This window comes from Pseudomonas sp. LFS074 (assembly GCF_047978165.1).
GTDB classification, from domain to species: domain Bacteria; phylum Pseudomonadota; class Gammaproteobacteria; order Pseudomonadales; family Pseudomonadaceae; genus Aquipseudomonas; species Aquipseudomonas putida_P.
In genome coordinates this window covers 3,283,951-3,296,819 of the sequence record NZ_JBFPFV010000001.1, presented here as the reverse complement: position 1 = coordinate 3,296,819, position 12,869 = coordinate 3,283,951, and the positions used below count along the sequence as shown (strand labels likewise).

Sequence of the window (12,869 nt, the reverse complement as noted above, 5' to 3'; positions counted from 1 at the left end):
GCGTCCGGCCTGAAGACAGACGAGCAAGTCGCATCAGGCTGTGAGAGGATGTCCGCCAACAAAGCCAGGACCCTGAACGCAGCCTGATGAAGACACCTAAAAGAATCGAACCCCTGATCGAAGACGGCCTGGTCGACGAAGTACTACGGCCGTTGATGAGTGGCAAGGAAGCCGCTGTGTATGTGGTGCGCTGCGGCAGCCAGGTGCGCTGCGCCAAGGTTTACAAAGAAGCCAACAAGCGCAGTTTCCGCCAGGCCGCCGAGTACCAGGAAGGCCGCAAGGTGCGTAACAGCCGCCAGGCACGCGCGATGGCCAAGGGCAGCAAGTTCGGCCGTAAAGAAGCCGAAGATGCCTGGCAGAACGCTGAAGTGGCGGCGCTGTTCCGTTTGGCCGGCGCTGGTGTAAGGGTACCCAAGCCCTACGACTTCCAGGACGGCGTGCTGTTGATGGAGCTGGTGACCGATGCCGATGGCGATGCGGCCCCGCGCCTGAACGATGTGCACCTTGAAGCCGAAGATGCCCGCGTATTCCATGCCTTTGTCATTCGTCAGATCGTGCTGATGCTGTGTGCCGGGCTGGTGCATGGCGACCTGTCCGAGTTCAACGTGCTGCTTGGCCCGGACGGGCCGGTGATCATCGACTTGCCGCAGGCAGTGGATGCGGCGGCCAACAACCATGCCTTCAGCATGCTGCAGCGCGACGTGGACAACATGGCCCATTATTTCGGGCGCTTTGCCCCGGAGCTGAAAAGCACCCGCTATGCGCAGGAAATGTGGGCGTTGTACGAGGCCGGCAAATTGCTCCCTGACAGCCCGCTGACTGGGGTGTTCGAGGATGACGAGCACGAGGCTGACGTGACCGGGGTAATGCGGGAGATCGACGCCGCCCGGATGGATGACGCCCGCCGTCGTGCGGCGCGCGCCGAGGCGGAGCATGGGCCGGCCAAGGCAGAGGAGCCGACGCCGCCCTGGCTGCAGTAACCGCTTGACTCACCGGCCTCTTCGCGGGCTCGCCCGCGAAGAGGCCGGCGCATGAGCGCACGCGACCGAAGCAGCCCTTGCCATTGACGCAAGACATAATCTCGTCATTTGGCCTTTTCACTGGCGCGCGACAGGCATAAGGTATACGCCGTTCAAAATGCCCTGGAGCTGTCATGTCCAACCAATTCCCGTCCGTTCGTCCCCGCCGCCTGCGCCAGAACGAGTCCCTGCGCACGATCTTCCAGGAAACCGAGTTCCGCCTGGAAGACCTGATCCTGCCGATCTTCGTCGAGGAGGGTATCGATGATTTCGTGCCGATCACCAGCATGCCCGGTGTCAACCGCATCCCCGAGAAGCTGCTGGCCCAGGAAATCGAGCGCTATGCCCGTGCCGGTATCAAGTCGGTGATGACCTTTGGCGTCTCGCACCACCTGGACGCCACTGGTAGCGACACCTGGAACGAAAACGGCCTGGTCGCGCGCATGTCGCGCATCTGCAAGGACACCGTGCCGGAAATGGTGGTGATGTCCGACACCTGCTTCTGCGAATACACCAGCCACGGCCACTGCGGTGTGCTGCATGACCACGGTGTGGACAACGACGCCACCCTGGCCAACCTGGGCAAGCAGGCGGTCATCGCGGCGGCGGCGGGTGCCGACTTTATCGCCCCGTCGGCGGCGATGGACGGCCAGGTACAGGCTATCCGCAGCGCGCTGGATGGTGCCGGTTTCCACGACACTGCGATCATGGCCTACTCGACCAAGTTCGCCTCGTCGCTGTATGGCCCGTTCCGCGAGGCCGGCGGCACTGCGCTGAAAGGTGACCGCAAGAGCTACCAGATGAACCCGATGAACCGCCGCGAAGCGGTGCGCGAGTCGCTGCTCGACGAGCAGGAAGGTGCGGATGTGCTGATGGTCAAGCCGGCCGGTGCCTACCTTGACGTGATCGCCGACATTCGCGCAGCCTCGCGCCTGCCGCTGGCGGCGTACCAGGTGAGTGGCGAGTACGCGATGATCAAGTTTGGCGGCCTGGCCGGCGCCATCGATGAAGGCCGGGTGGTGCGTGAAAGCATCGGCGCGATCAAGCGTGCCGGTGCCGACTTGATCCTGACTTACTTCGCCATGGACCTGGCCCGCGAAGGTATCTGAAGCCCAGCCTTCAGCAAACAAATGCCGCTGCTATTGCAGCGGCTTTTTTATGCCAATGCACAAAAAATCAGTAAGCGCTGAATTATTTAGTGTCCCGTTGTATCTGATCCCTTAGAGCATTCATCGACAGGGATACGGGTATGAAACCTCGCAAGAAAAGCGTCCAGCCAATCGGCCTGAAGGACATCACCATCGTCGACGACGCCAAGATGAAGAAGGCGATCACCGCCGCTGCGCTGGGTAACGCCATGGAGTGGTTCGACTTTGGCGTGTACGGCTTCGTCGCCTACGCCCTGGGCAAGGTGTTCTTCCCCAATGCCGACCCCAGCGTGCAGATGATCGCGGCCCTGGCCACCTTCTCGGTGCCGTTCCTGATCCGGCCATTGGGCGGGTTGTTCTTCGGCGCCTTGGGCGACAAGTTCGGGCGGCAGAAAATCCTCGCTGCGACCATCGTGATCATGTCGCTCAGCACCTTCGCCATCGGCCTTATACCGTCCTACGCCAGCATCGGCATCTGGGCGCCGATACTGTTGTTGCTGGCCAAGATGGCCCAGGGTTTTTCAGTGGGGGGCGAGTACACCGGTGCCTCGATCTTCGTTGCCGAATACGCCCCTGACCGCAAGCGCGGTTTTCTCGGTAGCTGGCTGGACTTCGGCTCGATTGCCGGGTTTGTGCTAGGTGCTGGAGTGGTGGTGCTGATATCCACCATTCTCGGTGAAGAGAAGTTCCTTGAATGGGGCTGGCGGCTGCCGTTCTTCCTGGCCCTGCCGCTGGGCATCATCGGCCTTTACCTGCGCCATGCGCTGGAAGAGACACCCGCGTTTCAGCAGCATGTCGACAAGCTGGAGCAGGGCGACCGTGAAGGCCTGGCTTCTGGGCCCAAGGTGTCGTTCAAGGAGGTGGCTACCCAGCACTGGCGCAGCCTGGTGACCTGCATTGGTGTGGTAATCGCCACCAACGTCACTTACTACATGCTGCTCACCTACATGCCCAGCTACCTGTCGCACAACCTGCACTACAGCGAAGACCATGGTGTGCTGATCATCATCGCGATCATGGTCGGCATGCTGTTCGTGCAGCCGATGATCGGCCTGCTCAGCGACAAGTTTGGCCGTCGGCCATTCATCATCGTTGGCAGTGTTGGCCTGTTCGCCCTGGCCATTCCGGCATTCATGTTGATCAACAGCGGCGTGCTGGGGGTGATTTTCGCCGGGCTGCTGATCATTGCTGTGCTGCTGAACTTTTTCATCGGCGTGATGGCCTCCACGTTGCCAGCGATGTTCCCTACGCACATCCGCTACAGCGCCCTTGCCGCTGCATTCAACATTTCGGTGCTGATAGCCGGGCTTACCCCGACCCTCGCCGCCTGGCTGGTGGAGAGTACCGGCGACCTCTACATGCCGGCCTACTACCTGATGGTAATCGCCGCCATTGGCCTGCTGACCGGCCTGACCATGAAGGAAACCGCCAACAAGCCGCTGCGCGGCGCAGCACCGGCGGCATCGGACATCGAGGAAGCGCGTGAGCTGCTGCAGGAGCACCACGACAACATCGAGCAGAAGATCGAGGACATCGATGCGCAAATCGCCGAACTGGAAGCCAAGCGCGAGACGCTGGCCCAGCAGCACCCGCGCATCGAATGATCAGCGCGGCATGTAGCCACGCTGCCAGGCGCGCGGGATGAACCGCGACACCAGGGCCAGCAGGCAGGCCAGCGCGCAACTGCCGGCCAAGGCCTGCAGGCCCAGGTGTTGTTGCAACCAGGCGCCGAGCGCAGCCCCCAGCAGCATGCCGGCCCAAGGCACCAGCTGCACCCGCCAGCCGTTGCGCCGCTCACCCAGCAGCCAGCGCCCCAGGCCACGGCCGAAACGCGACAGGGCGCCGGTCACGTAGGTCAGGCCGATGGGCAGGCCATTCACCTGTTCGACCACAGCATTGATCATGCCCATGGCCAGCGTTGCGGCCAACAGCGCCGGGAAGGTGGCTGGCAATGGCCACGCTGCCGCGAACGCCAGCAGTGCGGCAACCACCAGCAGCACCGGCCAGGCCCGACGGCCCAAACCACGCGCCATCAGCACGCCCAATGCATTGCCCGCGACAAAACCCAGCACTGCGCCACTCAGGCGCAGCACCAGGGCCAGATCTGCCTCACTGATGGCCACTGCCAGGCGTGTGGTGTTGCCACTCATGAACGACACGAAGTCGCCCAGTGCCAATAGGCCAATGGCATCGGTCATGCCGGCCAGCACCGACAGCGCGGCGACCAGGCCGAGGCCGACGCGGCCACGCAGTACTTGCAGGCGTAAACGCTTGGCCGTGCGCGCGGTGAGGGCGTTAGGCAGCATGTGCAGGCCTCAAGGCAGCTGTTTTTCGCGGGCCAGGGTGCCTTTGATGGTGCGCTCCACCACATCGACCAGCACCATGGTCTGGTGGTCGACCTCGATGTTTAGCAGCTCGCCGGCCTTGTAGCTGGCGAAGGTGGTCTGACGCAGGGTTTCCGGGATCAGGTTGATGGTGATGACGTTGTCCTCCACATCAGCGACGGTCAGGCTGCAGCCATTGACCCCGATGAAACCACGCGCAAACACGTACTTGCCCCATTCCGGCGGCATGCGGAACTTGATGAAGGCGCCGGTTTCCTTGATCGACAGCTCGACGATTTCGGCAGTGGTGGCGATGTGGCCAGCCATCAGGTGGCCGCCAACTTCGGCGTTCATCTTCGCTGAACGTTCGATGTTCACCCCTTGGCCTGCCTTGAAGTTACGCAGGTTGGTGCGTTCGAGGGTAGCGGTCATGGCGTCGAACCTGACCTGGCTGCCGTCGATTTCGGTGACCGACAGGCAAGTGCCTTCGACGCTGACGCTGGCGCCGATCTTCAGCGCTTCGAGCAGTTCTGGGGTGAGGTCGATGGTGAACTGGTTGTGGCCCGGGTAGGTGGTCACATCAAGCAGAGGGCGGACGGCCTGGACGATGCCGGTGTACATGGAGTTGCTCCTGGGCGCGGAAAAGAAAACACCCGAACGCTATGCCCGTAGCGCTGTAAATGCAAGGCTTCGCACGACCTTGCTTTGCTACTGCCAATTTGTAAAAGCCCCCGCCTGGCTTCCCTCCGTGCAGTCATGCGTGAGAACCAGCCCCTCGGCGGGACAACGTTCCATCCGCAGGAATACTGATAAGTAGTTCAGGCGCGGATGCAATTGGCAACCACACTTCGTTCAGGTTGAAATACAGCGTGACGTCTAGTTTTAACATTGCGCTTTTTGAGGATGGGGTCGTGTGATTGAACCACTGCATGAATCCATCCGCCAATTGCTCGACCAGCGTGGCAAAAGAGTGGGCGTTGTCGGCGATAGTTTCAGAGTCACCGTTCGCAATACTCACATTGTCTACCAGCAGAATCGGAACCTCGCACCAAGCGTCCAATGCAGCAGCACTGGGGGCGGTAATCTGAGAGCGCAAACCCATGGCTATACTGAGGCAACATTCCCGGGGCCGTGCACGGCTTGCATTGGCGAACGGCGTCAAGGCAAGCTCGATAGCAGTGAACAAGTTGCCATCGCAGGCGAACTGGCGGCTTGGTAGGATGATATTTGGCACAACGGGAGCGCTGAAAGCAGATGCCGGCGACTGATAGACCAAGGCTGAGTTGGTCCGCGCCCCCGCAGAACCTTCAAGATTCGCGTTTCGCACCATCCACCAGGTCGAGCAAGCACTCTGGTATGTTCCGATATCGATATTCGCCCAGACGAATTCGAAGGAAGGCTCGTCCATCGCTGAAAGCGCTTGATCATCGTACTGTGCCACATACCAGCATGAGTCGTTATTGAGTGCCGCTACTTCACCTGCAAACGCTACGCCGCAGGGGTGTTGGCCATTGATGGTTGGCCAGCCCATCTTCGAAAGGCCACACCCTGCCTCCACTTGTGAGCTTTGAGCGAACAGGCGCAGCGTCTTGCGCCCATTGGAGGCGCACGCGAAATCCAAAACATACAGAGCGCTTGCCTGATCAGCGGGAGGAGGAGCCGTTGACGCTCTCGGCACAGTTGCGCATGTGGGCCAACGCCAGTTAGCCCATGTTTGGATGACGTGTTCAAACTGATTCAGCAATGCAGTAGTTACCCGTTGCTTTGCGGGACCATCGGTATGCCGTTCTGATGCCTCTTGTTGCAATGCCTGCATCTGTGGCCACAAGACCGGCCAGGCAACATTGAATGACGCAAGCGCGGCAAACATTTCCTGGTGATCACCTATGTCAGTTGAGTCGCAATCCTGTAGCGGCTCATCGATTGGCTTGTTGTAGGCCAGTCTTACCCAAAGCTGGTCTTGAGCACCGTGTGCGGGCAACTCCACTTGCGCCTCATAACTCCACTGCAGCGCTGTGCAGGCAGAGGCCTGGACACGCGCCTCGTGGGACAGTTTTGCTCGTTGACTCAACAGCGACGGTTGATGAGGGAATTCCCGCCTAGGCATTGGTACTTCAAGCATGGACATCGTTGTGAACTGGGGACCAGCCTGGTGACCCAGTACACAACGATTTCCATGCGAGTGCGTATAGCCAAACTCCATGAGTGTACCTATGAAACGCGGGACGCTCGATTCAGCTCGCAATGGAACCGGCGTGCTGACAGCGGCTGGTATTTGTACAATCGAGGCATGCAGATACGCATTTGAGAACGACGTTTGCACATGCTGCTCAAACTGATCCCGTGCGGCGCTCAGGTCGCCGTCTGACTGCATGGCGAAAACCGGAGCGACACCTGTGGCAAGCACTTTGGCAAGGGTTTCCTTCAACGTTACAAGCCGCTGATAGACGGTATCGTCGAACGAGGTGGGTGCGCCGTTGGTCATCAATGCGAGGAAATCGTCGAATGCGGACATGAAGGATTGCGCCCAGATGTCGAGGTCTAAGTCCCTGAATGTGAGCGTGTTGTAAGTCGGTTCCAATGTGCAGGTTTCATAATTTGGTACCACTGCCGTGCCGCTTATCAATCTATTGCTGATGGGCAACAGGGTGAAATAGCTTGCCGTTCTGCTCCGTGTAACAAAGTCCACATGGTAGGGCTCACCCCAGCGCATGCCCCATAGTGACACCTGCGGCGTGAGCAGCTTGGCGAACAAGCCCGCATAGCGGTCGAGTGCCTCGCGCATTTGCTGGCAGACACAATTATCGTTGTTCGCAGTACGGCAACCGCTCATGCACGAAGCGGGTTGCTCGCATGGCAATTGTTGCCAATTCACGCTTGGTACGCTGTACATTGCAGTCAGTGTGTACATGTGCCTGTATTCAGCTCCATCGAATTACTGGTTTATCGAGCGCTTGTTGCCAGGGGAAAATCTTCGCGTACCGATTTTCTCTCACTGGGGCGCTCAGCAATGCCGACTTTTGAGGGGGTAGATGGCCTGGCGACTGCCATCACATTAGGTCACGGACACTGTGCAGACAAACCAAAACCAGAAATTCTCAAGCGCAATGTTGACTGTACGAATAGTGGGCAAGGCCACTGCCGTACGCAGTGACCGTACTCTGAAATCAGAATTTCAACTGCCACTGCCCAACCACCGCATGGTTACGGCTGTTGCTGCCCAGTTCACCGCTATACCCGATGCCTACGCTTTGCCGCGCACTCAGCCCCAGGTCCAGCCCGGCCTCGACCAGCAAGCTGTCGCGGTCGATCGCACTGCCTTCGACACTGAACGCATCACCCCCTGCGATAAACGCCTGCCGCGTGCGGGTATCGATGCTGCCGTAAGTGTGCCGCCAGCCCAGGGTCGCCCGTGGCGTCAGGCTCATGCCGTTGTCCAGCTGCCCCAGGTGCGCCAGGCGCACACCGAAGGTGCTGCTAACGTTGTCCTGGGTATCGGCGTCCACGGCCAGCGCCGCATCGCCGCCTTGTTCCCGGTAATTGTCGCGGTGGTAGCGCTGGTAGCCGAGGTTGGCGAACGGCTCGGCGCTCAGGCGACCGCTGCCCATGGCGTAACCCAGCTCGATGAAGGCCTGCTGACTGTCGGCGTCGTAGTCACCCTTGAGGCGCTCTTTGAAACCGGCAAACGCCACGTCGCGCTTGCTGTCGCCGTCGTGGCTGCTGTACGCCGCACCCAGGCGCACGGCCAGTGGGCCGCTCTGATGCTGGGCGTAGACGCCAGCGTGCCAGCTGCGCACCGTGCCATCCAGGCCAGTGGCGTCCAGGCGGGTGTGCGAGTAGCCACCCAGCAGGCCCACGCGCCAGTCACCAGCCAACGCCCAGTCGACGCCCAGCACACCACCGCCGGTACGCTGCTCCAGTGTGCTGGCGCCATGGCTGCCATCGACCTTGCCGTAGCTGCCCAGCGCCTGTGCCCAGACGCGCCCCTGGGCAGTCGGGTCGTTGAGGCTGCGCGCTTCACGCGGCACGCCGGTGGCGGCCAGCGCCGGGCCGTCGCTGTCGTTCAGGCCAACCAGCAGGCCGCCAGCGCTGCCCATTGCCTGCATCGCGCCGAGCATGCTGCTGCCGACCTGCAACGCGCCAGCCAGGGTGGCGGCCGCGAGGTTGGCGGTATTGCTGCCGGACAGCTGCTCGATGGCATTGCCGGCACCGGCTGCGGTGGTACCGAGCACGGCGTTGTACAGGTTGCTGTTCTGCCCGAGGCTGGCCAGGCTGCGCGCGGCGACAGCCGCGTTGGCGGACGGTGCATAGTGCTCGAAGGCTACGTCGTTGCGGGTGTAGTCCAGACCTACCGAGGTGTTGTTGTAGCGCAGGGTAGGGGTGAGGAAGGCATAGTCGCTGCTGACTTGGGTGAAGGTGCCGTTCACGGCACCGGCGGTCAGCACGGTGTAGTGGCTCTGCCACGGGTATTCGCCGGCGCTTGGCTGCACATGCAACGTGGCGCCATCGAGGTTGGCAGTACCGCTGACATGGATCGGTGCACTGCTGCCGTCAGCGTTGACGCCATACACCAGGCTTGAACCCTGGCCAAAGCCCAGGTCCCCCGCAACGGCGGCGACGCCCAGGCCGGTGTTGGTGAGCAGGGTGCCGTTCACTTGCAGCCCGCCGACCGACCCGCCACCGGCATACGTGGCGCCTTTTTCAATCAACATCGAGCCGAGGATGCTGCCCTGATTGATCAGCGTGGCGCCCGAGTTCACCACGCCACCTTGGCTGAAGTCTTCGAGGCTGGTCAGGGTCCAACTGCCGCCGCTGACCTTCAAGGTTTCGAAGTTGGCGCTGTTGCCGAAGTTGCCAGTGCCGTTCAGGGTCAGGCTGTCGATGCCAGCACCGCCATCGACCAGGCCGTTGAACGTGCCACCAGTCAGCACGGTGAGGCTGTCGTTGCCGGCACCCATGCTCAGCGCAAGGCCGTTGCCACCGCTGATAGTCCCGCTGTTGATCACGCTGTCGTCGTACTCGCCGATCAGCTTGATGCCAAAGCCGCCTTCGCCCTCGATGCGTCCGGCGTTGCTGATAGTGGTCGCGGCCACACCGGCACCTTCGGCGCCGTCATCGACCAGGATGCCGTTGTCGACACTGCGAATGACCCCACTGGTGGTATTGACGATGCTGCCACCGCCCATGGCAATGCCTTCGCTGCCATTTGGCCGGCCACCACTGTCGACGCCCTTGGCGCCCAAACCCTGGATGGTGCCGGCGTTGTATACATGGCCGATGTTGTCGATATCGACGCCATCGCCGTCGCCATTGATCTTGCCGTCGGCGATGGCACCGGTGATGGTGCCCCAGTTGTACACCGTGCCGCTGCCGTCGGAGCCGAAACCCGAACCGTTGCGCCCGGTAACGCTGGCGCCCTCGTAGTTGTACAGCGTGGCATCGGTCTTCAGGTCGACGCCGTGGCGGTCGGCGCTGATGGTGCCGTGGTTGTACACGGTGACCCCGGTAGAAGTGCCGATCTTGATGCCGTCCCACTTCTGGTCCAGGCCGTTCTTGTCCTGTGGCGCGGTGTCGGTGTAGATCAGCCCGTAGTTGGTGATCGTGGCGTTGGAGCCGGTCTTGATCGCGTCGTTGCCTACGGCGTGGATCACGCCTGTGGCCTGGTTCTCCAGGGTGGTGGTGAACGCTGGATTGTTCAGCGTTTCGAGGTCGATGGCCTGGCCGTCGACGGTGGACGCGATGGTGCCCGCGTTGATGATGCTCAGGCTACCGCCGGCGGCAGGGTTGGTCTGCAAGCGCAAGCCGTCGTTGCTGCCTTGGATCAGCCCCCCGGCGTGGTTGGTGATGACGAAGTGGCTGAGGTCTTCGCCGTCGCCCTTGCTGTCAATGCCACGGCCATCGGTTGAGCGGATGATGCCGGCGTTATCGACGCTCACCGTTGCACCACTGGTGTGCTTGGGCAAAATCACGCCGTCGTCGTCACTGGCCACGATGCTGCCACTGGCCGTCACTATCAAGGTGTCGGACTTTTTCAGCTCCAGGGTGTCGGTGCTGGCGCGGTCGATCAGGTAATCCTTGGCAAAGGCGCTGGGGGCGAAGGCAGCACAGGCCAGGGCGATGCACAGGGCCAGGCGGTTGGGCGTGAAATGCATTGGGCGACCATGGGTGAGTGTTCAGGGGCGCCCAATATGGCCATTCGATATTACGATTTGATTGATCGGGTGGCTGTTTTCATCGCCAATTACACATGTCCGCTACTGTTGACGATGCGCAGGCACAGCGCCTCGTACGGGTCCAGGTTCACCATCAACCGCCCATCTTCGCTCAAGTCGCCTTCGACCGTTTCGTTGATCATGTCCACCACCGGCCCAGGCGTGAACCCGTCCAACAGCAGCTCCTCGGCAATCGTTTCATGGCCAAAGTTCAACGCACTGATCTGGATGCCGCGCCCGGCTGGCAGCTCATGCACCATCACCAGCAGCCCCGGGCTGATGACCTCGGGTACCAGCACCTGACGGCTGGTGGCAATGCCATAGGCCTGGCGTACCGCTAGCAGTTTCTTCACTTTGCAGGCAAACGAATCAACCGCTTCCAGCTGGCTGTCGAGGCTGCCGTACAGTGCCCGTGCACGCGGCATGCCACGCACTGACGCCTCGGCTTGCGGGTCAAGCCCGGCAAGGTCATAGCCGCCCCGGTGAATCCAGCGGGTATCGCCATCGAGCATGCGCTCGGCCACGGCTTCGGCGGGCAAGGGCAGGGCGCCGACCAAGTCCCAGCCAGACAATGCGACCACCCCGGGCTGCATGGCGTTGTACATGACCAGCAGCAGGTGCACCTTCTGGATCAGTTCGATGTCAGCCGTGCCAATCTGCTCGAGGTCGCGAATGCCCAGTGCGGCAGCGATCAGGCTGGCGGTGGTGCAGGCGATGCCATTGGTGACGAAACGCAGGTTGTAGGGCGCATGTTCGCCCGACAGCCGTTCGTAGATCTCTTCGCGGATGTGTTCGCGCAGGATGCTGCCAGGCAGGGTCTGGCCTTTGTACAGGTACATGTCGTGGGCATGCAGGGTCCAGAAGTGCACCAGTTCCACCGTCAGCTCGTCGTGGTTCTGCAGGGCATGGATCAGCGAGGCCGGGTCGATGCCGAAGGCATGCATTTCTTTGAGCATCAGGCGCAGGAACGCGGTGTCGCCGGTCAACAGCGCATGCTGATAGGCCGGCCGGGTAATGAAATCGTAGGACAGGTCGGCACCGCCCTTGGACATCTGCGCAATGTCATCAAGGGTCAGGTTGAGCTCCTGGAAGCTGAAACCACCGGCCTTGCGGATCATGCCGCCGATCAACTGGTTGCCGACGATCGACAGCGGATGGCTTTCCGACCAGGCGGTGCCGCTGGCGCGCGTTTCCACGCCGAGAAAGCCGTTGGCGTCCAGGCGCAAGCCGCGCGCACCCAGGCAATCCAGGGCGTGTAGCGCGTCGCCAATGATCATCTGCTGGGCGGCGAAGGTCGGGTCCAGCCAGTTCAGCGACGGTTGGCCTTCCTTGAAGTAGTGCAGGTACACCCAGCGCCGGGTCTTGCCGTCGACGCCTGTGACCGGCGGCGTGGCGCTCCAGTCGGTTTCCTTGACGCCCGGCTCGAAGAAAATGACCCGTTGCAACTGGCCGACGATGTAGTGGCGGGCCTTGAGCTCGTCGCACTGAGCTGGCAGCAGGTTGACCGCGTCGCGGCCGACGGGCACCTCGGGCAGTAGCGGCCAGTCTTCTTCGCGCACCTCGACCATGTGGTACAGCCCAGGGTAGGGGCCGTGGGCAAGCTCGGCGAGGCGGAAGTCGGCCCCCTTGCCGGTGTGCGAGGGGATCAGGTCGTCAATGGTCACGGCATTGTGCGCGGCGGCCATGCGGCTCATCTGGATCAACTCCTGCTCGCTGCCGTACAGCGGGTCGATGTCGAAACTGATGCGGTCGAAGTTGCCATCCACGCTGGGGGTGAGTTCGCGGCCGCGGATACCCCCGGAGCGCTTGATCGGGCCGGTGTGCAGGCCCTGTACGCCGATTTCCGACAGGCGCTTCCACAGCGCTTCGTGGGCCAGGGCACCCAGCACCGAGCAACCCTCGGGGGCGATGATGGCGTCAGGGTAGACGGTCAGCCACACCGAGGCGATTTCGGTGGCGCGCCGGGGCTGGGCCTCGGCATAGGGTTGTTGCCACAGGCGTGACTGGCCTGAATACAGGCTGGCGCGCGCCTGAGAGGCCTTGAGCATGGCGCGGTCTTCGAGCCATTTGACGTATGACGGGTCGGGCTGGGTCATTGCGCGTCCTCTTTGCGTGTCGGCACCGGCTCAGCTTAGGACGGTTGTGGCGGCTGATCGTTCGGCTTGC

At 61.8% G+C, this 12,869-nt stretch carries 8 protein-coding genes; 3 read left to right on the top strand and 5 right to left on the bottom strand.

Annotation, left to right across the window (positions count from 1 at the left end):
- The first annotated feature begins 86 nt into the window (after positions 1–86).
- From ACNQP3_RS15055 to proP, 3 genes are all read left to right on the top strand, one after another.
- Positions 87–980 (top strand): PA4780 family RIO1-like protein kinase, encoded by an 894-nt coding sequence (locus ACNQP3_RS15055; protein WP_012272502.1) that lies wholly within the window; start codon positions 87–89, stop codon positions 978–980.
- A gap of 173 nt (positions 981–1,153) precedes the next feature.
- Positions 1,154–2,128 (top strand): porphobilinogen synthase, encoded by a 975-nt coding sequence (gene hemB / locus ACNQP3_RS15050; protein ID WP_012272501.1) that lies wholly within the window; start codon positions 1,154–1,156, stop codon positions 2,126–2,128.
- A 140-nt stretch (positions 2,129–2,268) separates the two neighbouring features.
- Positions 2,269–3,771 carry a glycine betaine/L-proline transporter ProP gene (gene proP, locus ACNQP3_RS15045; protein ID WP_012272500.1) on the top strand — a complete coding sequence of 501 codons (1,503 nt, stop codon included), beginning with the start codon at positions 2,269–2,271 and terminating at the stop codon, positions 3,769–3,771.
- Here the strand turns inward: proP and ACNQP3_RS15040 are convergent, their stop codons facing one another.
- The 5 genes from ACNQP3_RS15040 to treS all read right to left on the bottom strand — a co-directional run bounded on the left by ACNQP3_RS15040 (position 3,772) and on the right by treS (position 12,799).
- The gene (locus ACNQP3_RS15040; RefSeq protein ID WP_069942491.1) at positions 3,772–4,473 is read right to left on the bottom strand and encodes a YoaK family protein; all 702 of its coding nucleotides are present in this window, start codon (positions 4,471–4,473) and stop codon (positions 3,772–3,774) included.
- 9 nt (positions 4,474–4,482) lie between these two features.
- Positions 4,483–5,112, bottom strand: a complete 630-nt coding sequence (locus tag ACNQP3_RS15035) for a riboflavin synthase (protein WP_060493702.1) — start codon at positions 5,110–5,112, stop codon at positions 4,483–4,485.
- A 133-nt stretch (positions 5,113–5,245) separates the two neighbouring features.
- Complete coding sequence (locus tag ACNQP3_RS15030; RefSeq protein WP_264316140.1) at positions 5,246–7,402, bottom strand: hypothetical protein; 2,157 nt, start codon at positions 7,400–7,402, stop codon at positions 5,246–5,248.
- Positions 7,403–7,658: 256 nt separating this feature from the next.
- The gene (locus ACNQP3_RS15025) at positions 7,659–10,643 is read right to left on the bottom strand and encodes an autotransporter outer membrane beta-barrel domain-containing protein (protein ID WP_264316139.1); all 2,985 of its coding nucleotides are present in this window, start codon (positions 10,641–10,643) and stop codon (positions 7,659–7,661) included.
- An 89-nt stretch (positions 10,644–10,732) separates the two neighbouring features.
- Positions 10,733–12,799, bottom strand: a complete 2,067-nt coding sequence (treS, locus tag ACNQP3_RS15020) for a maltose alpha-D-glucosyltransferase (RefSeq protein WP_012272495.1) — start codon at positions 12,797–12,799, stop codon at positions 10,733–10,735.
- Between the last annotated feature and the right edge of the window lie 70 nt (positions 12,800–12,869).

Bases quoted from the DNA above. Each gene is read 5' to 3' on its own strand.
- hemB (WP_012272501.1), top strand. From the start codon at position 1,154: ATGTCCAACCAATTCCCGTCCGTTCGTCCCCGCCGCCTGCGCCAGAAC.
- ACNQP3_RS15035 (WP_060493702.1), bottom strand. From the start codon at position 5,112: ATGTACACCGGCATCGTCCAGGCCGTCCGCCCTCTGCTTGATGTGACC.
- ACNQP3_RS15055 (WP_012272502.1), top strand. From the start codon at position 87: ATGAAGACACCTAAAAGAATCGAACCCCTGATCGAAGACGGCCTGGTC.
- ACNQP3_RS15025 (WP_264316139.1), bottom strand. From the start codon at position 10,643: ATGCATTTCACGCCCAACCGCCTGGCCCTGTGCATCGCCCTGGCCTGT.
- ACNQP3_RS15030 (WP_264316140.1), bottom strand. From the start codon at position 7,402: ATGTACACACTGACTGCAATGTACAGCGTACCAAGCGTGAATTGGCAA.
- treS (WP_012272495.1), bottom strand. From the start codon at position 12,799: ATGACCCAGCCCGACCCGTCATACGTCAAATGGCTCGAAGACCGCGCC.
- proP (WP_012272500.1), top strand. From the start codon at position 2,269: ATGAAACCTCGCAAGAAAAGCGTCCAGCCAATCGGCCTGAAGGACATC.
- ACNQP3_RS15040 (WP_069942491.1), bottom strand. From the start codon at position 4,473: ATGCTGCCTAACGCCCTCACCGCGCGCACGGCCAAGCGTTTACGCCTG.